This is a genomic window from Oxalicibacterium sp., assembly GCF_035565035.1.
In the GTDB taxonomy this organism is placed as follows: domain Bacteria; phylum Pseudomonadota; class Gammaproteobacteria; order Burkholderiales; family Burkholderiaceae_D; genus Oxalicibacterium.
Window position 1 is genome coordinate 103704 of the sequence record NZ_DATMTD010000105.1, and the last position, 22267, is coordinate 125970.

Genomic DNA, 22267 nt, shown 5'->3' on the forward strand with positions numbered 1-22267 from the left:
GCACCATTCTATTCTTCGCTGCCGATCATTGTTGCCGTCACTGCTTCTGCGCAGCGATCTTCTCTTTCAACCAGCGATCGACCGACGGGAAAACGAACTTCGATACATCGCCGCCGAGGTTGGCAATCTCGCGCACGATGGTACCGGAGATGAACTGGTATTGATCGGATGGCGTCAGGAACAATGTTTCCACATCCGGCAGCAGATAGCGGTTCATGCCGGCCATCTGGAATTCGTATTCGAAGTCGGATACCGCACGCAGACCGCGCACGATGACACGCGCATCATGACGACGCACGAAATCCTTCAGCAATCCGGAAAAGCTTTCGACGTGCACGTTCGGATAGTGCCCGAGCACTTCGTTCGAAATGGTCAGGCGTTCTTCCAGCGTGAAGAACGGTTTCTTGTTCCGGCTGTCGGCGACGCCGACGATCAGCTTGTCGAACAAACCCGATGCGCGACGCACCAGATCTTCATGACCTCGCGTCAACGGGTCGAATGTTCCCGGATAAATGGCTGTGACCATATTGGCTCCCGTATGGTGGCTGAGTGTCGATGCGAAGCGGGCGGAGCAAGTGCCGGAAAGCGGCAGGATGGATGATCTTGCTATGGATTCGGCATGGCGCGGCACGACACTATGGGCACCGCAAATAACAGAAAGCGCATTATGCCTGAACTTCGGCCTGTTTTTTGGATTGCAATAGGTTGTAAAAAACCATACCTGCACTGTCGGCCCGCACGATTTCCCAATCGTCCAGCCATGCTGGCGGCGTTTCAGACGTCAGCGGAACTTCGGATTCCACATAGACGAGGCCGTCCTGACGCAACAGCGCTGCACATAACGGCAGCGTGCGCGCGAGCCAATCCTGGTGATACGGCGGATCAAGAAAAATTAGATCGACCTGCGTACCATTGCGTTGCAGCGCCTGTATTGTCGATATGGCATCACCACGCACAATGCGTACCTGGTCGGCATGCAGCTTTTCCTTGGTCGCTTCAAGCTGGCGGATTGCAGGCACGTGCGTTTCCACCATGACGACTTGCGCAGCGCCACGACTGGCTGCCTCGAAACCCAGCACGCCGGTTCCGGCAAAGGCATCCAGACATGTGAGCCGTTCCCATGCACCGTCGATCAAATGATTGACCCAGTTGAAAACCGTTTCGCGCACACGATCCGGCGTCGGACGCAATCCTTCGGCATCCAGCACGACAAGCGGTGTGCGTTTCCATTGACCGCCGATGATGCGCACCTGATGCGGACCGGTGCGCGCCGGTATTTTCTTCTTTGCTGGTTTAGGCATGCGTGCTGTGAATCGCTTCACCTTGTGAATCGTATTGATGTTGGGCGTTCGGTGACAATCGGTATAGTTATGCCGTCATGGCGTCGCACCGACGACGACCGTCGACAGTTTATCCATTTGCAGCTTGCGATTGAAGGCTGTCCTGATCTGTTCGATCCTGACGTTCGCCACATTCGTCGTCCAGGTATCCAGATAATCGAGCGGCAGACGATAGAAACCGATGGCGGCGATGTTTTCCAGAATCTTGCGATTACTGTCGATGCGCAGTGCAAAACCGCCGATCATGTTGTCCTTCGCCGCCGCCAGTTCCGATGCCGTTGGACCGTCGCGCAGATAATCGGCAACCGTTTCACGCACGATTTTCAGCGCCTGGTCGGCCTGATCGCTTTTGGTCTGCAGACCGATCTGAAACGGGCCGGGTTGCGCCATCGGATCGAAATAACTGCTGACGCCGTAAGTCAGGCCACGCTTTTCACGCACCTCATTCATCAATCGCGAGACGAATCCGCCGCCACCCAATACGTAATTACCGACGATGAGCGGAAAATAATCCGGATCGTGGCGCGCCAGCGCCGGTTCGCCGATCAGGATGTGCGCCTGCGACGATGCATGCGGAATGCGCTTCTCGCTTGCGTTGCCGATTACAACCGGCGGCAATTCGGGCAACGGCGCACCTTGCGGCAAACGTTCGGTCAATTGTCGTGCAATCCTGTCCGCATCGGCGCGCGATGCATCGCCGATCATCGCCACCACGGCGCGATTGGCCACATAGTAATTGGTATGGAAAGCCACCAGATCATCGCGCGTGATTGCATCGACCGAAGCCACGCTGAGTTGCGAGCCATAAGGATGCGTGCCATATAACAGTTCGGAAAAAGCCTGGTCTGCAATCACTTCCGGCTTGGTCAGGCTTTCCTTCAGAGCAGAAATCGTCCGTGCCTTGTCACGCGCCAGGAGTTCTGCAGGAAAACTCGGTTGCGCAATCAAGCGCGCCAGCAATGCCACGGCAGCGTCACGTTCGGTCGTCAACGTGCGCAGGGTCAGGCCGGATCGATCGCTTTCGATACGACTGCCGCGCTGCGCTGCAATGTCCGCAAAGGCGTCGGAAATCTGCGCTTCATTCAACGCCGGCTCGTCTTTGCCGGCGAATTTTTCTGCACGCAGGCCGCGTGCCAGCATCGCGTTCGTCAATGCGGCAACACCTGATTTTCCAGCCGGATCGCGACGCGCGCCGGCATCAAAATCGATGCTGACATCCAGCATCGGAATCGTGTGGTTTTCAACGAACAACACGCGCGTGCCGTTGTCCAGCGTCCACGACTGGATATTCAATGCAGCGTGGGACACACCGCAGGCGGCGCACAACATCGCACTCGCGATCAATTTAAGCATGATGGCTCCGAAGTTCTTTGATGAATGGCGCAAATCTGTAAATCACGATCAGCGCAACATGTCGGTTGGTACAGAAGCCGGTGCCGGCTTGTTGTCCGAAGGCGGCAACGGCACCAGCGTCGCGACCGTCAGTTCGTCATCGCCGAAATATTTTTGCGCCACGGCCTGCACCTGTTGCGGTGTCACAGCACGCAGTTTGTCGATCAGGCGATCGATATCCTTGTATGACAGGCCCGACATCTCCATGACGCCGATTTCCATCGCTTGTCCGAATACAGAATCGCGCTTGTAAATCTGCTCGGCGATCAACTGCGTCTTCACGCGCTTGAGTTCCTCTTCCGAAACGCCGTCTTTTGCGATCCGCTCGACTTCTGCGCGCAGCAGTTTTTCCAGTTGTCCGGTTGTCGTTCCGGCTGTCGGCGTACCGTCCAGCAAAAACAGAACCGGACCACGCGCAATGCCGGAATACGATGCACCGACCTCGTTGGCAACGCGATCGGTGCGTACCAGTTTCGCTGTCAGGCGGGCATTGTCGTAACCGTCGAGCACCGCTGCCAGCACATCCAGCGCAAGTGCGTCGGTATCCTTGTCGATATCGCGCAATGACGGAACCTTGAAGGCAAGCACAACATAAGGATTTTCGGCCGGCGCCTTGACGGTCACACGCTTGATACCGGTTTGCGGCGGTTCATTCTGTGGTCGCGTCCGTACCAGCGACTTGCCTTTGTACTGACCGAAATATTTTTCTGCCAGTTTGTAGACCTGCTTCGGGTCGACATCGCCGGAAACGACCATCGTCGCATTGTTCGGCGCATACCATTGGTCGTGCCACGCCTTCACATCGTCCACCGTCATGTGCTGCAGATCGTCCATCCAGCCGATAACGGGATTGCGATACGGATGCACCGCGAAAGCAGTGGCATTCAATGCCTCATGCACCAGCGAAATCGGCTGATCGTCGGTGCGCAAGCGACGTTCTTCCATGATGACGCGAATTTCTTTCGCGAATTCATTCTTGTCGAAGACGAGGTTCTCCATGCGGTCGGCTTCCAGTGCCATCACCGCTTCCAGTCTGGATTTTTCGATCTGCTGAAAATACGCGGTGTAATCGCGGCTGGTAAAGGCATTCTCGCGGCCGCCAAGCTGGGCGACGCGCCGGCTGAATTCGCCCGGCTTCAGTTTCTTCGTGCCCTTGAACATCATGTGTTCCAGCGCGTGCGCCAGACCGGTGGTGCCGTTGCGTTCGTCAACGGAACCGACGCGATACCAGATCATGTGCGCCACTGTCGGTGCGCGGTGATCTTCGTTGACGATGATTTTCATGCCGTTTTTCAGCGTGAATTCCGTCGTTTGTGCAGCCAGTGCGACTGCCGACGTCAAAAACATCCCTGCTGCCACCAGCAGTGTTCGCATGCTCAATTTCATGATTATTTTGCTCTGATAGAATACGGCGATTGTATCTGCTTGCCTGCGTCATTGCGGCAAGTCGCTTCCGGCTTGCCTCCAGCCTGCTTTACGACCGACTCTCAGACCCCATTCCCGATGTTTAGTTTCTTCAAGAAAAAACCGCAAGAGCCCGCACCGCAAACGCCGGCAAATGTCCCCGAGATGCCGGCAGCCACGCCACACAACGTGCCAACCATCATTGCAGATGACATCGTCGCTGCTGAAACACCGGTCGAACAAAAGCAGTCATGGATGACACGGCTGAAATCCGGCCTGTCCAAAACGTCATCCAATCTGACGACACTGTTTATCGGCGCCAGGATCGATGACGATCTTTATGACGAACTGGAGTCGGCCCTGTTGATGTCGGATGCAGGTATCGATGCGACGCAATTCCTGCTGGATGCACTGAAACGCAAGGTCAAGAATGACAGGTTGACCGATGCCTCACAGGTGAAAACGGCCTTGCGCGAATTGCTTGTCGAGATGTTGACGCCGCTGCAGAAACCGCTGGTACTGGGACGCCATCAGCCGCTGGTCATGATGATTGCCGGTGTCAACGGTGCCGGCAAGACGACCACGATCGGCAAACTTGCCAAGCATTTGCAAGCACATCAGCAATCGGTCCTTCTGGCCGCCGGTGACACCTTCCGTGCTGCCGCCCGCGAACAATTGACAGTCTGGGGCGAACGTAACAACGTCACCGTGATCGCCCAGGAATCAGGCGATCCGGCCGCGGTTGCCTTCGACGCCGTTCACTCCGCGCAGGCGCGCAATATCGATGTCGTGATGGTGGACACGGCCGGCCGCCTGCCGACGCAACTGCATTTGATGGAAGAACTGAAAAAGGTCAAACGGGTGATGGCAAAGGCCTTGCCGGATGCACCGCATGAAGTGCTGCTGGTTATCGACGGCAATACGGGCCAGAACGCACTGACGCAGGTCAAGGCATTCGACGACGCATTGAACCTGACCGGTCTGGTGGTGACCAAGCTGGACGGCACGGCCAAAGGCGGCGTGCTGGCAGCAATTGCACGCAATCGACCGATTCCCGTGTATTTCATCGGCGTCGGCGAACAAATCGAGGATCTACAGCCCTTCGACGCACAGGATTTCGTGGAAGCCTTACTGGGATAATGGGGATAGCCAACATCGATGATTGAATTTCGCCAGGTATCAAAACAATATGCGCCAAACATTACGGCGCTGACCGATATCACCCTGTCGGTCAACAAAGGTGAACTGGTTTTTCTCGCCGGACCGTCCGGCGCCGGCAAATCGACGCTGCTGAAAATGATTGCCGCAATGGAGCGCCCGACTGAAGGCACGGTCAATGTCAGCGGCTATGACATCGGTCGCATCAAGGCGTCCGGCCTGCCTTACCTGCGCCGCAATCTCGGGCTGATCTTCCAGCAGCAGCGCCTGCTGTCGGATCGCAATGTACTGTCCAACGTCATGTTGCCACTGATCGTCTGCGGTGCGACACGTGCCGATGCCGAACGCCGGGCACGTGCCGCATTGGACAAGGTTGGTTTGCTGGACAAGGCCGCGTCAATACCGATGACCCTTTCCGGTGGCGAGCAGCAGCGCGTATCGATCGCGCGCGCCATCGTCAACCGGCCGCAAATCATTCTTGCCGACGAACCGACGGCCAATCTGGATCGTGAAGCGGCGAACAAGGTGCTCGATGCGCTGAAGGCTTTTCACGCGGTCGGTGTGACCTGTCTGATTTCCACCCATGATGAACAGTTTCTCGATACCGCGACGCGTGTGATCTATCTCGATCACGGCCGCATTCTCGAAAGCTGGCGCAGAACCACCCCACAGGAGTCCGCATGAAAAGCTGGCTCAGACATCACGGCTTCGCCATCGGCGATGCATTCCGCCACCTGTTCAGAACACCCGGCAATTTCCTGCTGAATGTCTTGGTCGTATCGATCGCGCTGGCGCTACCCTTTGCAGGATTGACGTTGCTGGAAAACGTACGGCCGGTTTCCGAACAACTCGCGGTCGAACCGGAAATCAGCGTATTCATGCAAATGGATGCCTCGCGCGAACGCGCCACCGCGATCGGCACGGAGATCCGCCGCGTTGCACAGGAAAGCGGTCACAAGGTCGGGCTCAATTTCATTCCGAAGGAAAAGGCGCTCGCCTCTTTAAAGGAAAAAACCGGACTGGATGATGCCATTGCCACACTTGGCGCCAATCCGCTGCCCGACGCCTACATCGTCAAGATGACCGGCTTCAAGGATGGCAGCGATGCAGACAAGGTCGATGCAATTGCCGGCAAGCTGCGCAAACTCGAAGGTGTGGAAGAAGTACAAGTCGATTCTGCCTGGGTCAAACGTCTGGCCGCACTGCTGCAGGTCATGCGGCTGATTCTGCTGTTCCTGGCAGTCACCTTGGGAGTCGTTGTGGTTGCAGTCGTATTCAATACGATCCGCTTGCAAGTCATGACGCAACGCGAGGAAATCGAAGTGTCACGTTTGGTCGGCGCTACCGATTCGTTTATTTGCAGACCTTTTTATTACACTGGCGCGTTGCTTGGCCTGATCGCAGGAGCTGTTGCCTTGGGTGCGGTTGCGTTGGCACTGAATCCGTTGAATGCAGCAATTGCCGATTTTGCAAGATTGTACGCATCGGAATTTCGGCTGGCATCCCTGGATGCAGTATCGATGCTTTCGCTGCTGGTTTTAAGCGCTTTCCTGGGCTTTGTCGGCGCTTTATTATCTGTGACTCGGCAACTGGGACGCCTGCAGGATTAGTACGCTGCGCCGGGATGTTGATACTTATGTAAGCAGTCACTATCGTAATTCGTCCTTTGGATTCGAGTTTTCGTTCAAATCGCTAATTTTGGAAATCTTTTCCAAAACTTTACTTTCATCACGCAACTTCATCGGCTACCTTCCCTCTAACAATGGAAGCGAAGGTTAATGACAGGCAATTCTGTCATAGCATTTTAGCTATCAAGCCGATCAAAACCGCTCATTAGCACTCATCCAAAGAGAGTGCTAATATAAGCCTTCACTGATTTGGCTGAACAGCCACGCTGTTCCTTAATGCAAGGAGAAACCATGAAAGCAGCATCCTCATCAACCGCAGTAATTCCTTCCAGCAACGTTTTGGCGCTGGGGTTTTCGGGTGCGCTGGGCAATATCGACGCCTATATTTCGGCCGTCAATCGCCAACCCATGCTGACGCAGGAAGAGGAAATTTCGCTGGCCCGTCGTCTACGTGACGAGAACGACCTTGCCGCCGCACAAAAACTGATCCTATCCCATTTGCGTCTGGTCGTATCGATCGCGCGCGGCTATCTCGGCTATGGCTTGCCGCATGCCGACCTGATTCAGGAAGGCAATATCGGCCTGATGAAGGCGGTCAAGCGTTTTGACCCGGATCAGGGCGTGCGTCTGGTTTCGTATTCGATGCACTGGATCAAGGCAGAAATGCACGAATACATCCTGAAAAACTGGCGTCTGGTGAAAGTGGCGACGACAAAGGCACAGCGCAAGCTGTTCTTTAATCTGCGTAGCCATAAAACCGGCCTCGATTCGATGACGCCGGATCAGGTCACGGCGTTGGCAGAAACACTGAACGTGAAGCGCGAAGAAGTCATCGAGATGGAAACACGTCTGTCCGGTCGCGACATTGCACTGGAAGCACCCACCGATGATGAAGATGACAAGTTCGCACCTATTGCATACCTGTCGTCAGATGCACAGGAGCCGACCAAAGTCCTCGAAGCGCAGAATTATGATCGTCTGCAAACCGAAGGCTTGTCGGACGCATTGGGCAAGCTTGATCCACGTTCGCGTCGCATTGTTGAAGCCCGCTGGCTGGCAAACGACGATGGTTCTGGTGCCACATTGCATGAACTGGCTGACGAGTTCGGCGTATCGGCTGAACGCATTCGCCAGATCGAAGCGGTCGCTTTGAAGAAGATGAAAGGTTCGCTGGCAGCGTATACCTGAGCTGAGCTTTAGAATCGCAAAAAACAAAGGCGCTCCAAGGAGCGCCTTTTTATTTATCCGATGTTTGTCAGCTCTGCTCGGCCAGCAAAATCCTCAGGTCATGTTCGATTGGCTCTACACCCTGACCATGCCGAATGAACAGACGAATCCTGCCTTGCGGATCGAACACGTAACTACCTGCCGTGTGGTCGATCGTGTAGCTGCCTGGCGTCTTGCCCGGCACTTTTTGATAGAACACCTTGAATTCCTTCGCGACCTTGTCGGTCTCTGCCAAATCGCCACGCAAACCGAGGAAGCGTTTGTCGAAAGCCGGCACATATTGCGACAACAGTGCAGCCGTATCGCGTTCCGGATCGACGGTGATGAACAATACCTGCACGCGATCGGCGTCCGGACCCAGCGCCTTCATCACATTCGACATTTCCATCATCGTGGTCGGACAGACATCCGGACATTGCGTAAAGCCGAAAAACACCACCACCGCCTTGCCGCGGAAATCAGCCAGCGTACGCAGTTTGCCGTTGTGATCGTGCAGAGAAAAATCCTTGCCGTAGGCAAGGCCGGTGACGTCGGTATTTTGAAAGGCAACCGGTTCCGTTTTTTCACCGCAGGCACTCAAGGCGAGAACAGCCGCGCACAGCGCGAAGAAGGAACGCAATCGCATATTTTCAAAACCTTAGATAGTGATCGACCAGCAATGCTGCAAACAGCAGCGACAGATAAATGATCGAATACGCAAACATCTTGCGCGCAATCATGTCGGTGTAATGGCGATAGACCTGCCATGCGTACCAGAGAAAAATGACATCGAGAACCGCAACGGCCGCCAGATAGATCACGCCGCTCATGCCGACCGCAAACGGCAACATCGTCGTGGCAACGAGTGCGATCGTATATAGCCAGATATGAAACTGCGTAAATTCAGTACCGTGCGTGATCGGCAGCATCGGCAAACCCGATTTTGCATATTCATCGCGGCGATATAACGCAAGCGCCCAGAAATGCGGCGGCGTCCAGACGAAAATAATCATCACCAAAATCCAAGCCTGCATCGGCACATCATTGGCAATCGCAGCCCAGCCAAGTGCCGGCGGCATCGCTCCGGACAAGCCGCCGATGACAATGTTCTGCGGTGTCGCCGGCTTGAGAATGATCGTGTAAATCACCGCATAGCCGACGAAAGTCGCAAATGTCAGCCACATTGTCAGCGGGTTGACGAAGTTGTACAGAACCCACATGCCGGCACCGCCGATCACGCCGGAAAAAATCAGTGTTTGCAGGACGGTAATTTCACCGCGCGCCATCGGACGACGTGCCGTACGCGCCATACGCGAATCAATCTCGCGTTCCACCAGGCAATTGATGGCGAAAGCGGCTCCCGCCAGCAACCAGATACCGACCGTCGCGGCAACCACGATTTGCCAGTCCGGCAATTCCGGCGTCGCCAGGAACATGCCGATCACTGCGCAAAAAACCGCAAGCTGCGTCACGCGCGGCTTGGTCAATGCCCAGTACTGGGCGATGCGATTCGGGGAAACTGTCAAAGTGGTCATGCGTTTTCGTTCGGCGCTGCAGACAGATGCGGATCGCCATGCAGTTGCGATGATCCGGCTGTCAATATTCCCCGTTGCGTCCGGGGATTCGGGTCTTGTAGTTTAACATGACCGTCAGCAGCACAAGCAGCGCTGCACAACCGTTGTGCGCAACCGCCAATGCCAGTGGCCATTTCAGCGAAACGGTCGCAATCCCGATCGTGATCTGCAACGCGAGCGCACCCAGAATGGCGCGCGCCGTCGGTCGCAATCCGGCAATCCGATACGCCTTCCATGCCACCCACGCGATCCACGCAGCGACGACAAACGCAAACATCCGATGCGTCCAGTGAATTGCCGTCAATGCGGCAAACGGCAGGTAATCGCCATCGGCCGTTTTGCCGAGGCTGCGCCATAGCGTAAAGCCATGTTCAAAATCCATTGGTGGAATCAAGGCACCATGACACAACGGGAAATCCGTGCAGGCCAGCGCCGCATAATTGGTACTGACCCAGCCACCGAGTGCAATCTGAATAGCCAACAAAACGAGGGCGATCAGCGCGGGCAAACGCAGCGCGCTTGCGCCGGGATCGACCGGTACATGAACCTTCTGCCGCGCGCCGACCCAGGTCAGCATGGCCAGCAATGTCATGCCGAGCATCAGATGTATCGTGACAATGACAGGCTGCAGTTTCATCGTCACGGTCCACGCACCGAACGCGCCTTGTACACAGACAAATAAAAACAGCGCAATCGGGAAACCCGGTGCAAATTGCCTTTGTGTCTTGCCACTGCGCAGCCAGAAGCGCCAGGAGATCACGACAATGGCGATGATCAATACGCCGATACCCATTGCCAGATAGCGATGAATCATTTCGATCCATGCCTTCATCACCGTTACCGGACCGTCCGGCATCAACGCTTCTGCCGCACGAATATGCTCCATCGCCTGCAGCGGGTTGGAGTGGCCGTAACATCCCGGCCAGTCCGGGCAACCCAGGCCCGAGTCGGTCAGGCGTGTGAATGCGCCAAACATGATGACGTCGAAAGTAAGAAACAGCGTGACCCAGACAAGCTTGCGGTATTTGTTGCGGTCCTTCGACGACCAGACGATGACGAATGCGAGCAGAGCAACCAGCAAACCCTTGGTTGCGAGTTGAAACAACAAGCCGGAATTATCCAATTGCAGAAGCCTTCAATAATTTATACAGATCCTTCTTGATCTTGTTCGCGTCCGCATCTTTTGGAAAACGCATCATCAAATTGCCAAGCGGATCAATCATGTAAATGTGATCGAAGACGGTCGTACCATCTTCCACCGGCAGCCATGCCTTTATCCGCTCGGCATTCGCGCGCAGCATGCGGGTACCATCGTATTCGCGTATCAACATTGTATCCAGCGGCTTGTTATCGGCGATCAGCCAGACGCGTTCGATGCGATCCATTTCCTTGCCTTGCGCAAGTCGCAGCTGCCGCATGTCATGCAGTTTCTTTGTGCAGGCTTCCGTGCAGTCGGCATTGGCGACCTGCAACATAATCCACTTTCCCTTGTAGGCATCCAGCTCGGTTGGCTTGCCTTCCAGCGTCGAGCTTCCCAGTTGCGGGAGCGGGTGTTCACGCGGATCGATGAATGCGCCGTAATTGGTCCGGCTCTCCGGTTTGATCACGTAGTACGTGAAATAGGAAGCAATGATTGGCGACGCGCAAATCAGAATGACCGCGAACAATTTCCAGCGGCCTGTTGACTGCTTTGCGGGTTGCGTTTCGGGTTGCTTTTCGGACTGTGTTTTCCCCCGTTGTACGGCCTGACTATTTGCTTCCACGTCTGAATCCTGTCACGACAAAAAAGATAAATGCCATTGCAGCCAGCGCATACCACTGGAATGCATAGCCCCGATGTTTCTCGACGCCGCTTGCTGGCGCCGGCCAGTCGCGCACCAAACCGTCATGCGTATCCGTCAATTGTTCGACGATCACCGGCTGCATCTTCAATCCACTCGTCGCCGCAAAACCGGCGGCATCGAGATTCTGCACAATCGCGGCAGGCCGCAACGGTTCCGGCGAACCAAGCTGCATGATGTGACCAATGCCTTGACGCACCGTCCCTTCGATTTCTATCGTTCCCTGTGGGGTCACGAGCGCCGGCAATTGCGTCCGGTCCGATGCGTTGCGTGGAATCCATCCGCGTGCAACCAGTACATGCAGATTGGTGGCGGCTATTTTAAACGGCATCAGCAAATAGAAACCGGCGACGCCGTTGTGCGGACGATTGTCCAGATACACCGGCCAATTGCTCAAAAATTCCCCCTTGAGCAGGACACGACGATATTCGATTTCGTCCGGATTTGTTGCCGCCCCCGTCCCTTCCAGCCGAATGGCGGGCGCAGCCTGACGCGCCTGCATCCTTGCGTCCATTGCCATCTTTTCATCGCCGCGTCGCGTCTGCCATTGCGCCAGCGACACTCCCGCTGCCACCAAAATGACGGTCGCAAGGAACGGAATCACTCTAAAACGGAATCTGAATCGCATTACAATGTCATTTCACTCAATACATCCTGTGTCGAGTCGCCCGCAACAAGGTCAGGCCCTCATGAAAATTCTTGTCGCCGTTGCGTTCATATTGATCCTCGCGAGTCTTGGATCTGCCTTGTTTTTCCTGATGAAGGACAAGGGCAAAAGCAATCGGACCGTCCGGGCGCTGGCCATGCGTGTCGGCTTCTCCGTCGCGCTGTTCATCCTGATTCTGATCGCCTGGAGACTGGGTTACATTCAACCTACCGGCATTCGTTAATGATCGACAAGTAGCGGTGCCGATCAACAGTAAAAAAGCCGCACCAAGGTGCGGCTTTTTTGCGTGCATTACCGATTACATCAACCCGGCTTAAAGCCAGTAAACGACGACGTACAAACCAAGCCAGACCACGTCGACAAAGTGCCAGTACCAGGCCGCGCCTTCAAACGCGAAATGATGCTCCGGCGTAAAGTGTCCCTTCAACAGCCGATACAGCACAACGCTCAGCATGATCGCACCCATCGTCACGTGAAAGCCGTGGAAGCCGGTCAGCAGGAAGAACGTCGAGCCATAGACACCCGACGTCAACTTCAGGTTCAGCTCGCTATACGCATGGATGTATTCATACGCCTGGAAACCCATGAAGATTGCGCCGAGCAGAACGGTTGCAAACAGCCAGATTGCGGCCTGCTTGCGATGATTCGCACGAATCGCGTGGTGTGAAATCGTCAATGTCACGCCGGACAGCAGCAGCAACGCCGTATTGATGGTTGGAATCCAGAACGGCCCCATTGTCGCGAACGATTCGACCGTTCCGGCAGGACCGACATTACCCCAGTGCGCTGCGAAATCCGGCCACAGAATCTTGTGGTCCAGATCGGCCAGCCACGGCATCGTGATGCTCCGTGCATAAAACAGTGCACCGAAGAATGCACCGAAAAACATGACTTCGGAGAAGATGAACCAGCTCATGCTCCAGCGGAATGAAGCATCGATACGCTTGTTGTACTGACCGCTCTCTGACTCTTTGATCGCGTCGCCGAACCAGTGATACAGAACGTAGATCAGACCGATCAGACCTATCGCATTGACGTATGGCCCCCAACCGGCGCCGTTGACCCAAGCAGAAGCACCCGCCATCACGATCAGCAGCGAAATTCCCGCCATGACCGGCCATCTGGACGGGCCAGGCACGAAATAATACGGTGCGTCCGTATGTTGTGTACTCATCTCCATCTCCCGATACAAAATTCAACCAGTTATACGATGCGACACACTTCGAATTCTTTTCAAGCGTCGCGATGAAAACCGCTTCAATCCTTCCTTACCGAATTATCCCGCCACCGCTGCCGGCTTCGTTTCGGCTTTCTTGTTATCGTGGCCACCCACTTCGAAGAACGTATAGGACAGTGTGATTGTCTTTACGTCCTTCGGCAAATCCTTGTCCAGATAAAAAACGACAGGCATTTGTTTTGCCTGACTTGCCGCCAGCGTCTGCTGCTGGAAGCAGAAGCATTCCACTTTTTTGAAATGCGCTGCGGCCTGCTGCGGCGCATAACTCGGAATTGCCTGCGCCTCTACGCTGCGCGACTGCGTATTGACGACCTCATAAAGAACCTGTGTCATTTCGCCCGGATGCACCTGCATGCTGCTGACAGTCGGACGAAAGCGAAACGGCCCCTGGGTATTGGCGTCGAACTCGACCGTGATCGTCCTGCTCTTGTCGACCTGTGAATTATCGATCGGCTTGACCTTCATGCCTTCCGTTTCCTGGAAAGCAAGAATGTTGATACCCGTCAGTTCACAGATTTGCTTGTACAGCGGCACCAGCAAATAACCGAATCCGAACATCATCACGGCAACCACAATCAGCTTGCCGAACATTCTGGCATTCAGCTTGCGTGTCGCATTATCGGCCGGATTTTCCATTTTGCCCTCAGCGGAACCAAACGTGTTTCGCAATCACGCCGAACATGAACATCGCTGCAATCACCGCCAGAATCAGACCGGTGCGCGTATTGCGTTTTTTCAGATCCGTCATGTCGGTCGGCTCGATCAGTTCGTGCTTACTTTACGGTCGGTGGCACTTCAAACGTATGGAAAGGCGCCGGGCTTGGCACGGTCCATTCCAGACCTTCTGCACCATCCCATGGCTTGTCCGCTGCCGGCACACCGCCACGAATCGAAGGCAGCACCACGGCAAACAGGAAATAAACCTGCATCAGGCCGAAACCCAAACCGCCGATCGACGCGACCATGTTGAAATCGGTGAACTGCGCCGGATAGTCGGCATAGCGACGCGGCATGCCAGCCAGACCGAGGAAGTGCATCGGGAAGAACGTGATGTTGAACAGAATCAGCGAACCCCAGAAGTGAATCTTGCCACGCGTTTCGTTGTACATGAAACCCGTCCACTTCGGTCCCCAGTAATAGAACCCGGCGAACAGCGCAAACAAAGAACCAGCAACCAGCACATAGTGGAAGTGCGCAACCACGTAATAGGTATCCTGCAACTGGATATCGATCGGTGTCACCGCCAGAATCAGACCGGTGAAACCGCCCATCGTGAACACGAAGATGAAGCCGATCGCAAACAGCATCGGCGTTTCAAACGTCATCGAACCGCGCCACATCGTTGCGACCCAGTTAAAGATTTTGACGCCGGTCGGCACCGCAATCAGCATCGTCGCGTACATGAAGAACAACTGTGCCGTCACCGGCATGCCAGTGGTAAACATGTGATGCGCCCACACCATGAACGACAGAATTGCAATCGATGCGGTTGCATACACCATCGATGCGTAACCAAACAGTTGCTTCCGTGCGAAAGCCGGGATGATGTGCGAGATGATGCCAAACGCCGGCAGAATCATGATGTACACCTCCGGATGTCCGAAGAACCAGAAGATGTGCTGATACATGACAGGATCGCCGCCGCCTGCCGCATTAAAGAACGATGTACCGAAGTGACGATCGGTCAACGTCATCGTGATCGCACCCGCCAAAACCGGCATCACCGCAATCAGCAGATAAGCGGTGATCAGCCAGGTCCAGCAGAACATCGGCATCTTCATCAGCGTCATGCCAGGCGCACGCATGTTCAGGATGGTAACGATGATGTTGATCGAGCCCATGATCGATGATGCGCCCATGATATGCAGCGCAAAAATTGCCATGTCCATGCCAGGGCCCATTTGCGTCGACAACGGCGCATACAGCGTCCAGCCGGCAGCCGTCGCGCCGCCCGGCACGAGGAAGGAAGCAACCAGCAGAATCGCAGCCGGCGGCAGCAGCCAGAACGAGAAGTTGTTCATGCGCGCGAATGCCATGTCGGATGCACCGATCTGCAGCGGCACCATCCAGTTTGCAAAACCGACAAACGCCGGCATGATCGCGCCGAACACCATCATGATGCCGTGCATGGTGGTCAGTTGATTGAAGAACTCCGGCTGCATCAATTGCAGGCCTGGATGGAACAGTTCTGCGCGAATCAGCATCGCCAGGAAGCCGCCCGACAGCAACATCGTGAAGGAAAACCACAGGTACAACGTGCCGATATCCTTGTGATTGGTCGCATAGACCCAGCGACGCCAGCCGTGCGGATGATCATGCGCGTGATCATCGTGCGCATGGTCGTGTGAGTGATCGTGAGTGTGGTCGACTGCAGTTGTGCTCATCTCAAGTCTCCTGATTTTTTACTTGCGTGCAGCCACGATTTCGGCTGGCTGGACAATGTTTTCTGCAGCCTTGTTGGACCAGCTGTTGCGCGTATAAGTAATCACCGCCGCAATCTCGGTATCTGACAATACCGGTGCCCACGCAGGCATTGCACCCTTGCCATGCATCACGATATCGATTTGTCCGGCTTTCGGACCGACGACCAACGGACCGCCATCCAGTGCCGGGAATGAGCCCGGCACACCCTTGCCGTTTGCCTGATGACAGGCAACGCAATTCGAAGCGTAGACTTTTTCGCCACGCTGGATCAGCTCATCCAGCGTCCATGTCTTGCTCGGATCGTCGGCATTGGCCGCCATTTCCTTTTTCTTTCCGTCGACCCATTTTTTGTAGTCTTCATTGCTGACGACATTCACGACGATCGGCATGAAGGCGTGGTCCTTACCGCACAGCTCAGCGCACTGGCCGCGATAGGTGCCGATCTTTTCCGCCTTGAACCAGGTATCGCGCACAAAGCCGGGAATCGCATCCTGCTTGACGCCGAATGCAGGGATCATCCATGCGTGAATCACGTCATTGGCCGTCAGCACGATGCGGATTTTCTTGTTGACCGGCACAACGACAGGATTGTCGACTTCGATCAAATAATTTTCATTCTTGGTGATGGAAGAATCGACGATCTGTTCACGCGGCGTCGCCAGATTCGACAGGAAGTTGATGCCCTGACCTTCGCCGTTCAGATAGTCATAGCCCCACTTCCACTGCATACCAGTGGCCTTGATGGTGATGTCGGCATTCGACGTGTCTTTCATCGCGACGACCGTCTTGGTCGCAGGAAGCGCCATGCCGATGACGATCAGAAACGGAACGACCGTCCACGCGATCTCGACTGCCGTGCTTTCGTGGAAGGTGGCCGATTTGTGGCCGAGGGATTTGCGATGCTTGAAGATCGAATAAAACATGACGCCAAACACGGCGACAAAGATCACCAGGCAGATGATCAGCATCAGGGTATGCAGCGAATAGATCTCTTCTGCAATCTTGGTGACAGGCTGCTGAAAATTCAGTTGCAGCACTGCCGGACCGCCCGGACTATCGGTCACCGCCCAGGACGGCAAACCTGCCGCCAGCAGCGACGCACCGAGCATCAACGATTGAAGGCGCTTCGCATGTTTCATGATTTCCCCAAAAGCCCAAAATAGAATTTTGTTTTAGTTACCGGGCAAACCTGCTGTCTCCTCACCCAGTTCCCGACGCAGCTCATGCATGAACTGACGCCTTTTGTGTTCCGTCAGGAATCGTCCTATTTCGACACGAATGCCGGAAGACTCCAGACCAATCAACTGATTGCGCACTGCCGGCTGAATTTTTGTCCGGCAACGCACCAACCTGAACTGCTGCGACTTCTCGCCCTGAACCAGCTCTACCAGCAGCCAGTCGTCTGTCAGAACGATGTGCTCGCGATCCGCCGCATGGCGAACGTAATGGATGAATGCACAGGTAACCGCCGTCAATTCCATTAACGAAAAGCCGAGGATGAACCACGCACCGCGCAAGGTGAAATAGAGCGCAATCGCCAGCGACACTGCACACAATACCGAATAGGCCTGCAGCAGCTGTCGCGGAGAAATCGAGCAATTACGTTTCAGTAACCATTCACGGTTGTGGGCCATTGTGCACCGCCTGAACGCACTGCGCGCACCATATCACCATCGCGCAAAACCGTCGAAGTATAAGTCGGAATTATCAGAGTGATCAAGTATAAAAAATACATCGCGACTTGCCTCTCCCACTCCGTCCGTGTTACGCAAAAACGTATTGTTCGAAGTTGCTTCCCGCTTTGGCATCATGAATGAAACCGAATCCTGCCGGGCAAAAACATTGTGTTCACGCAGCGAATAGGCATTATTTTTTTGGCAAGTCGAAGCGAATGATGGCCTCTCCGCCGGCAGTCGTACGCGCCACAGGCCGGAACGCATGGCCATACACGATTTCAAATGTCAGCGGAATCTTGCCATCCGCGTTCCGGCCTTGCTCCAGCACGTCGACAACCCGCCGCCATGCCGCGCGACCCAGCAAGCCACGGCTGCGGGTATCGAGCGGATTGCCGCCGCAGGCACGCACATCGGCCATCAGCTTGTCGACCGAACCGTAAGTGACAGTCAGCGTCTCCATATCCATGACCGGCGTGGCAAATCCGGCATTGACCAGCATGTCGCCGAAATCGTGCATATCGACAAAAGGCAGAACGTGCGGCTCGCCATCGCCCGCGGCAAAGGCGGCGCGCAGCTCCTTGAACGTATCCGGTCCAAAGCACGAGAACATTAATAAACCATCCTGTCGCAGCACGCGCCGCCATTCGGCAAAGACGCGATCCGGCTGTGGATGCCAGTGCACGGCCAGATTCGACCAAACCAGATCCACCGAATTGATGCCGAACGGCAGTTGCGCAAAATTCCCGGACAGCAAGGCAGCGCCCGATGCACGGCCGAATCCGCTCTTTCCCGGCAACCATTGTTGCAGCAAACGGTTAACCGACGACATGCCTTCCTTTTGCGCCGCCTGTGCGTGCGCGAGCATGCCCGTCGAGGCGTCGAGCCCCAGCAGGGTCGCCTGCGGAAAGCGTTTTTGCAGCGTGGTCAGATCCGCGCCTTCGCCGCATCCGGCGTCGAGCACGTGCTGCGGCACGATCTTGATCAACGACAGACGTTCATGCATGCGCGTCGCCACTTCGCGCCGCAGGAATCCCGATTCCGCGATACGTGCCGGGTCGCCGAACAGCGTACGGACGCGCCCCAGGTCGATGGGAGCGCTAGAACGGGAATCGGATGGAGAATATTCGGCAGGCACGGTCGGCAATTGCTTCAATGAGATAATTCGCGCAAGTTTACACGCATGAGGGCGAAGGCGCGATGCTCGATCGTTTGGCCGACTGGTCACTTCAACTGGCACGCCGCCTGCCGTCGGCCATTCCTTCCTCGTGCGCACTGTGCGGCATCAGCGGCGACGATGCCTTGTGCAAGGATTGCAACAACCGCTTCCTTGGGCAAGATGCACATCGCTGCATGCAATGTGCATTGCCAATGCCGGACGACACGACCGCCGCGCCACGACAATGCGGTGAATGCCTGCAGCAGGCACGGTCCTTCGATGCCACTATCGTCGCCAGCGACTACGCGGCGCCGCTCGACCATCTGGTTCTGGCGCTCAAATTCGGCAACCGACTCGCGCTGGCCCCGCTATTTGCGCGCCTCATGCGCGAAGCGCTGCAACGCGAACAGATTGCATCCATGCCGGATTTATTGACCGTCGTACCGCTTGGCGAAACGCGCCTGGCCGAACGCGGATTCAATCAGGCGCTGGAAATTGCCCGGCCACTGGCCAAAATGCTTGCCGTCCCGCTCACGCCGCGATTAATGGCGCGTACACGCGATACCCTGATGCAGGCGCAATTACATCCCGACGAACGTCATCGCAATGTGCGGCACGCCTTCGCACTGCAACCGGAGATGGTGGGCCAAATACAGGGAAAACATGTCGGTGTGGTGGATGATGTCCTGACCACCGGTGAAACGCTGAACGAAGTCGCCACTGTGTTGAAACGCCACGGCGCCATTCGCGTGACCAATCTGGTATTTGCGCGCACACCGAAATGACGGAAACACTACCGTCATTTATGATGTGCGCCTTTTGATGAATACAGATCGATCCGGCCGCAGATCGATCCCGAGGAGAATCACTTGTTTCACGTCGTTCTGGTCGAACCCGAAATCCCGCCCAACACCGGCAACATCATCCGTTTGTGCGCCAATACCGGTGCGCAGCTGCATTTGATCGAACCGCTCGGCTTCCCGCTCGACGACGCAAAGATGCGCCGCGCCGGCCTCGATTATCACGATTACGCAACGATGAAAGTACATCGCGACTGGCAGGCATTTCTCGCATCGTCCACCGCAGATCAACCGTTGAATCCACAACGGATGTTTGCACTGACAACGCACGGTTCGACCGGATTTGCCGGCGTCGCTTTTCAGCCCGGCGACATTTTCGTATTCGGTTCCGAAACACGCGGACTCGCTCCCGCCTTGCGCGATTCGTTCCCTGCTGAACAACGCATCCGTCTGCCGATGCGTCCTGACAATCGCAGCCTGAATCTGTCCAACACCGTGGCCGTCGTCGTGTATGAAGCGTGGCGGCAAAATGGCTATGTTGGCGGCAGTTGAGTGTAGTTGCGCAACCGTTTTGCGCTACGATAGTGGTCGCACGATGCGATACATCATCGACACATAATCCGACGCGATTCATTTCAACCCGCTGCGCGCCAAACCGGCCCGGCATTGCCACGGAAGAACCCATGAACTTTCGCTCCATCACGCTCTTCACTGCCTCCGCGCTTCTCGCCACCTCGGCCTTCGCGCAGGATTACAAAGCCGGTGACATGCATGTCGATCATCCGTATGCGCGCGCCACGGTTCCAGGCCAGACCAGCGGCGGTGCCTACCTGACACTGGAAAACCGCGGAAACAGCGCCGATACACTGGTTGCTGCGCAATCGCCTGCCGTAAAGTCTGTCGAAATCCACACGATGGAGATGACAGACAATGTGATGCGCATGCGGGAAGTGAGCTCCATCGACATCAAGCCGAAGGAAAAAATCGTCATGCAACCGGGTGATGGGTATCACCTGATGCTGATCGGCCTCAAGACTCCGCTGAAAGCCGGCGACAAACTGCCGCTGACACTGACGTTCCGCAAAGCGGGAAAAGTGAATACCTCGATTACGGTCGAAGAGGGAATGCAGGGAAAGAAATCTGCTGACGATCATCACCAGCACTGATCGCACGCTGCACGAAAAAAAGGACGCTCAAGTATCGGCGTCCTTTTTTATTGATCAGATAGGGTTTGCAAAACCTGCGAGCACATTATCGTGCAACCTGTCGTGCCTTGTAATGCTGGTACACGGCATGACTACCATCCTTTCGGACGAGCAGGACATCGTAGGCATCGGCCTGCATGTCAGGCATTTCCATTCCTGGCGATCCCATCGGCATTCCCGGCACTGTCAGACCGACGGCGTTCGGCTTTTCTGCCAGCAACCGCCTGATTTCTCTCGCCGGCACATGGCCTTCGAGTGCATAGCCCGCGATTCTCGCCGTATGACAACTGCCTAACGCGGCCGGAATGCCGAAACGTGCGCGATAAGCCGCCGTGTTCGGCACATTCTGCGTTTTCACTTCAAACCCGTTTGCCTGCAAATGTTCGACCCATTCCGTACAGCATCCGCACGTCGCGCTTTTATAGACCTCGATCGTTTCCGTCTTGGCAAATGCCAGATTCGGCAGCGTGCCAAGCAATGTCATCGCCTGCAGTAATGTACGTCGTTGCATGACTTCCTCCTGCTGATCTACATAAACAAAAAGCCGCAGAAACTGCGGCTTTTTCGTATCGAAAACATGTGTCGAAAAGAGCGCGTTACGCCGGTTCTGCCTGCGCAGCAATGCCCATGCGCGCAACGATTTCCTTGCGATAGCGGTTTAGTTCCTGCACGTTGGCGAAGGTTTTTTCAAACAGCAGCGACATGTTGTGCAGAATGCGGTCGACCACTTTCTTCTCCCACTCGCCGTCGAACTTGATCTGACCGTCGAGCCAGCGTTCCAGCCATTCCGGATCAGGCAGACGCGATTGCACAGTGTCATTCGGGAACAGCGACTGATTCACATGCAGGTTGGTCGGATGCAGCGGTTTCTCTGTGCGACGGGCAGAAGCCATCAATACGCCGATCTTGGCGAATGCCACACGTGCGCTGTCGCCGACTTCGACCAATGCCTTTTTCATGTAACGCAGATAGGCACCGCCATGGCGTGCTTCGTCCTGGCTGATGATTTTATAGATCTGCTTGATGACCGGCTCGGTATGCCAGTCGGATGCACAGCGATACCAGTGATTCAGACGGATCTCGCCGCAGAAGTGCATCATCAATGTTTCCAGCGCCGGCGCCGGATCGAATTCGAAACGCACGTTGTGCAATTCTTCTTCGGTCGGGACGTATTCAGGACGGAAACGACGCAGGTATTCCATCAGCACGAGCGAATGCTTTTGCTCTTCAAAAAACCAGACGGACATGAATGCGGAAAAATCGCTGTCGCCACGGTTGTCACGGAGAAACATTTCGGTCGCAGGCAAAGCCGACCATTCAGTGATCGCGTTCATGCGGATCGTTTGGGCCTGCTCGTCAGTCAGTTTGGAGCCATCGAACTGGTCCCACGGAATGTCGTTTTCCATGTTCCAGCGAACCTGCTCCAACGATTTAAACAATTCTGGGTACAACATACACGCGCCTTGAAAATTGAGTTAAGTGCTTGATTCTACCAAGAAATTCATTCCAGACACAGTCCATTTTCCCTACAAATGAAAAGGTTTCAGTCCTGTTACCGG

26 protein-coding genes are annotated in these 22267 nt (G+C 55.4%); 8 read left to right on the plus strand and 18 right to left on the minus strand.

Going from position 1 to position 22267, the window contains the following annotated elements:
• Positions 1-37: 37 nt before the first annotated feature.
• From coaD to VN114_RS10870, 4 genes are all read right to left on the minus strand, one after another.
• On the minus strand, positions 38-526 hold the full coding sequence (coaD, locus tag VN114_RS10855; protein WP_325514744.1) for a pantetheine-phosphate adenylyltransferase: 489 nt from the start codon (positions 524-526) through the stop codon (positions 38-40).
• Between the two features lie 139 nt (positions 527-665).
• Positions 666-1301, minus strand: coding sequence for a 16S rRNA (guanine(966)-N(2))-methyltransferase RsmD (gene rsmD, locus VN114_RS10860; RefSeq protein WP_325514746.1), 636 nt, complete (start codon positions 1299-1301; stop codon positions 666-668).
• Between the two features lie 75 nt (positions 1302-1376).
• Entirely contained in the window at positions 1377-2693 is a 1317-nt protein-coding gene (locus VN114_RS10865) for a pitrilysin family protein (protein WP_325514748.1), read from the minus strand.
• Between the two features lie 48 nt (positions 2694-2741).
• On the minus strand, positions 2742-4118 hold the full coding sequence (locus tag VN114_RS10870) for a pitrilysin family protein (RefSeq protein ID WP_325514750.1): 1377 nt from the start codon (positions 4116-4118) through the stop codon (positions 2742-2744).
• A gap of 117 nt (positions 4119-4235) precedes the next feature.
• Here VN114_RS10870 and ftsY point away from each other — a divergent pair, with 117 nt between their 5' ends.
• From ftsY to rpoH, 4 genes are all read left to right on the plus strand, one after another.
• Complete coding sequence (gene ftsY / locus VN114_RS10875; protein ID WP_325514752.1) at positions 4236-5276, plus strand: signal recognition particle-docking protein FtsY; 1041 nt, start codon at positions 4236-4238, stop codon at positions 5274-5276.
• A gap of 18 nt (positions 5277-5294) precedes the next feature.
• Entirely contained in the window at positions 5295-5978 is a 684-nt protein-coding gene (locus tag VN114_RS10880) for a cell division ATP-binding protein FtsE (RefSeq protein ID WP_325514754.1), read from the plus strand.
• A complete protein-coding gene (ftsX, locus tag VN114_RS10885) occupies positions 5975-6904 on the plus strand; it encodes a permease-like cell division protein FtsX (RefSeq protein ID WP_325514756.1) in 930 nt (309 codons plus the stop codon). The genes VN114_RS10880 and ftsX overlap by 4 nt, the downstream gene beginning before the upstream one ends.
• A 309-nt stretch (positions 6905-7213) precedes the next feature.
• Positions 7214-8110, plus strand: a complete 897-nt coding sequence (gene rpoH / locus VN114_RS10890) for an RNA polymerase sigma factor RpoH (protein ID WP_325514758.1) — start codon at positions 7214-7216, stop codon at positions 8108-8110.
• A gap of 67 nt (positions 8111-8177) precedes the next feature.
• Here rpoH and VN114_RS10895 read toward each other — a convergent pair whose 3' ends face one another.
• From VN114_RS10895 to VN114_RS10915, 5 genes are all read right to left on the minus strand, one after another.
• Entirely contained in the window at positions 8178-8774 is a 597-nt protein-coding gene (locus VN114_RS10895) for an SCO family protein (protein WP_325514760.1), read from the minus strand.
• 4 nt (positions 8775-8778) lie between these two features.
• The gene (gene cyoE, locus VN114_RS10900) at positions 8779-9663 is read right to left on the minus strand and encodes a heme o synthase (protein WP_325514762.1); all 885 of its coding nucleotides are present in this window, start codon (positions 9661-9663) and stop codon (positions 8779-8781) included.
• A 61-nt stretch (positions 9664-9724) separates the two neighbouring features.
• Positions 9725-10810 carry a COX15/CtaA family protein gene (locus tag VN114_RS10905; RefSeq protein WP_325514764.1) on the minus strand — a complete coding sequence of 362 codons (1086 nt, stop codon included), beginning with the start codon at positions 10808-10810 and terminating at the stop codon, positions 9725-9727.
• A gap of 7 nt (positions 10811-10817) precedes the next feature.
• A complete protein-coding gene (locus tag VN114_RS10910) occupies positions 10818-11369 on the minus strand; it encodes a cytochrome C oxidase subunit I (RefSeq protein ID WP_325514766.1) in 552 nt (183 codons plus the stop codon).
• Positions 11370-11451: 82 nt separating this feature from the next.
• Positions 11452-12171 carry an SURF1 family protein gene (locus tag VN114_RS10915; RefSeq protein WP_325514768.1) on the minus strand — a complete coding sequence of 240 codons (720 nt, stop codon included), beginning with the start codon at positions 12169-12171 and terminating at the stop codon, positions 11452-11454.
• Between the two features lie 61 nt (positions 12172-12232).
• On the opposite strand from VN114_RS10915, the gene VN114_RS10920 reads away from it, so the two are divergent.
• Positions 12233-12433: a twin transmembrane helix small protein gene (locus VN114_RS10920; protein ID WP_325514770.1), complete on the plus strand. Its 201-nt coding sequence runs from the start codon at positions 12233-12235 to the stop codon at positions 12431-12433.
• Positions 12434-12523: 90 nt separating this feature from the next.
• Here VN114_RS10920 and VN114_RS10925 read toward each other — a convergent pair whose 3' ends face one another.
• From VN114_RS10925 to VN114_RS10955, 7 genes are all read right to left on the minus strand, one after another.
• Complete coding sequence (locus VN114_RS10925) at positions 12524-13384, minus strand: cytochrome c oxidase subunit 3 (protein ID WP_325514772.1); 861 nt, start codon at positions 13382-13384, stop codon at positions 12524-12526.
• Positions 13385-13486: 102 nt separating this feature from the next.
• Entirely contained in the window at positions 13487-14083 is a 597-nt protein-coding gene (locus tag VN114_RS10930) for a cytochrome c oxidase assembly protein (protein ID WP_325514774.1), read from the minus strand.
• A 7-nt stretch (positions 14084-14090) separates the two neighbouring features.
• Positions 14091-14195 carry a cytochrome oxidase small assembly protein gene (locus VN114_RS10935; protein WP_325514776.1) on the minus strand — a complete coding sequence of 35 codons (105 nt, stop codon included), beginning with the start codon at positions 14193-14195 and terminating at the stop codon, positions 14091-14093.
• 25 nt (positions 14196-14220) lie between these two features.
• Positions 14221-15831, minus strand: a complete 1611-nt coding sequence (gene ctaD, locus VN114_RS10940; protein WP_325514778.1) for a cytochrome c oxidase subunit I — start codon at positions 15829-15831, stop codon at positions 14221-14223.
• A gap of 18 nt (positions 15832-15849) precedes the next feature.
• Positions 15850-17010 (minus strand): cytochrome c oxidase subunit II, encoded by a 1161-nt coding sequence (gene coxB, locus VN114_RS10945; RefSeq protein ID WP_325514780.1) that lies wholly within the window; start codon positions 17008-17010, stop codon positions 15850-15852.
• 33 nt (positions 17011-17043) lie between these two features.
• A complete protein-coding gene (locus VN114_RS10950) occupies positions 17044-17505 on the minus strand; it encodes a DUF2244 domain-containing protein (RefSeq protein WP_325514782.1) in 462 nt (153 codons plus the stop codon).
• Positions 17506-17737: 232 nt separating this feature from the next.
• On the minus strand, positions 17738-18691 hold the full coding sequence (locus VN114_RS10955) for a methyltransferase domain-containing protein (RefSeq protein ID WP_325514836.1): 954 nt from the start codon (positions 18689-18691) through the stop codon (positions 17738-17740).
• A gap of 53 nt (positions 18692-18744) precedes the next feature.
• Here VN114_RS10955 and VN114_RS10960 point away from each other — a divergent pair, with 53 nt between their 5' ends.
• The 3 genes from VN114_RS10960 (at position 18745) to VN114_RS10970 (ending at position 20669) form a co-directional block, all read left to right on the plus strand.
• Entirely contained in the window at positions 18745-19488 is a 744-nt protein-coding gene (locus VN114_RS10960) for a ComF family protein (RefSeq protein WP_325514784.1), read from the plus strand.
• Between the two features lie 84 nt (positions 19489-19572).
• Complete coding sequence (gene trmL / locus VN114_RS10965; RefSeq protein WP_325514786.1) at positions 19573-20055, plus strand: tRNA (uridine(34)/cytosine(34)/5-carboxymethylaminomethyluridine(34)-2'-O)-methyltransferase TrmL; 483 nt, start codon at positions 19573-19575, stop codon at positions 20053-20055.
• Positions 20056-20186: 131 nt separating this feature from the next.
• Positions 20187-20669 carry a copper chaperone PCu(A)C gene (locus tag VN114_RS10970; RefSeq protein ID WP_325514788.1) on the plus strand — a complete coding sequence of 161 codons (483 nt, stop codon included), beginning with the start codon at positions 20187-20189 and terminating at the stop codon, positions 20667-20669.
• Positions 20670-20754: 85 nt separating this feature from the next.
• On the opposite strand, the gene VN114_RS10975 is transcribed toward VN114_RS10970, so the two are convergent.
• Both VN114_RS10975 and VN114_RS10980 read right to left on the minus strand, forming a co-directional pair.
• Positions 20755-21219, minus strand: a complete 465-nt coding sequence (locus VN114_RS10975) for a DUF411 domain-containing protein (protein WP_325514790.1) — start codon at positions 21217-21219, stop codon at positions 20755-20757.
• A gap of 85 nt (positions 21220-21304) precedes the next feature.
• The gene (locus tag VN114_RS10980) at positions 21305-22162 is read right to left on the minus strand and encodes a ferritin-like domain-containing protein (protein WP_325514792.1); all 858 of its coding nucleotides are present in this window, start codon (positions 22160-22162) and stop codon (positions 21305-21307) included.
• Positions 22163-22267 lie beyond the last annotated feature (105 nt).

Bases quoted from the DNA above. Each gene is read 5' to 3' on its own strand.
- coaD (WP_325514744.1), bottom strand. From the start codon at position 526: ATGGTCACAGCCATTTATCCGGGAACATTCGACCCGTTGACGCGAGGT.
- rsmD (WP_325514746.1), bottom strand. From the start codon at position 1,301: ATGCCTAAACCAGCAAAGAAGAAAATACCGGCGCGCACCGGTCCGCAT.
- VN114_RS10865 (WP_325514748.1), bottom strand. From the start codon at position 2,693: ATGCTTAAATTGATCGCGAGTGCGATGTTGTGCGCCGCCTGCGGTGTG.
- VN114_RS10870 (WP_325514750.1), bottom strand. From the start codon at position 4,118: ATGAAATTGAGCATGCGAACACTGCTGGTGGCAGCAGGGATGTTTTTG.
- ftsY (WP_325514752.1), top strand. From the start codon at position 4,236: ATGTTTAGTTTCTTCAAGAAAAAACCGCAAGAGCCCGCACCGCAAACG.
- VN114_RS10880 (WP_325514754.1), top strand. From the start codon at position 5,295: ATGATTGAATTTCGCCAGGTATCAAAACAATATGCGCCAAACATTACG.
- ftsX (WP_325514756.1), top strand. From the start codon at position 5,975: ATGAAAAGCTGGCTCAGACATCACGGCTTCGCCATCGGCGATGCATTC.
- rpoH (WP_325514758.1), top strand. From the start codon at position 7,214: ATGAAAGCAGCATCCTCATCAACCGCAGTAATTCCTTCCAGCAACGTT.
- VN114_RS10895 (WP_325514760.1), bottom strand. From the start codon at position 8,774: ATGCGATTGCGTTCCTTCTTCGCGCTGTGCGCGGCTGTTCTCGCCTTG.
- cyoE (WP_325514762.1), bottom strand. From the start codon at position 9,663: ATGACCACTTTGACAGTTTCCCCGAATCGCATCGCCCAGTACTGGGCA.
- VN114_RS10915 (WP_325514768.1), bottom strand. From the start codon at position 12,171: ATGCGATTCAGATTCCGTTTTAGAGTGATTCCGTTCCTTGCGACCGTC.
- VN114_RS10920 (WP_325514770.1), top strand. From the start codon at position 12,233: ATGAAAATTCTTGTCGCCGTTGCGTTCATATTGATCCTCGCGAGTCTT.
- VN114_RS10925 (WP_325514772.1), bottom strand. From the start codon at position 13,384: ATGAGTACACAACATACGGACGCACCGTATTATTTCGTGCCTGGCCCG.
- VN114_RS10930 (WP_325514774.1), bottom strand. From the start codon at position 14,083: ATGGAAAATCCGGCCGATAATGCGACACGCAAGCTGAATGCCAGAATG.
- VN114_RS10935 (WP_325514776.1), bottom strand. From the start codon at position 14,195: ATGACGGATCTGAAAAAACGCAATACGCGCACCGGTCTGATTCTGGCG.
- ctaD (WP_325514778.1), bottom strand. From the start codon at position 15,831: ATGAGCACAACTGCAGTCGACCACACTCACGATCACTCACACGACCAT.
- coxB (WP_325514780.1), bottom strand. From the start codon at position 17,010: ATGAAACATGCGAAGCGCCTTCAATCGTTGATGCTCGGTGCGTCGCTG.
- VN114_RS10950 (WP_325514782.1), bottom strand. From the start codon at position 17,505: ATGGCCCACAACCGTGAATGGTTACTGAAACGTAATTGCTCGATTTCT.
- VN114_RS10960 (WP_325514784.1), top strand. From the start codon at position 18,745: ATGCTCGATCGTTTGGCCGACTGGTCACTTCAACTGGCACGCCGCCTG.
- VN114_RS10970 (WP_325514788.1), top strand. From the start codon at position 20,187: ATGAACTTTCGCTCCATCACGCTCTTCACTGCCTCCGCGCTTCTCGCC.
- VN114_RS10975 (WP_325514790.1), bottom strand. From the start codon at position 21,219: ATGCAACGACGTACATTACTGCAGGCGATGACATTGCTTGGCACGCTG.
- VN114_RS10980 (WP_325514792.1), bottom strand. From the start codon at position 22,162: ATGTTGTACCCAGAATTGTTTAAATCGTTGGAGCAGGTTCGCTGGAAC.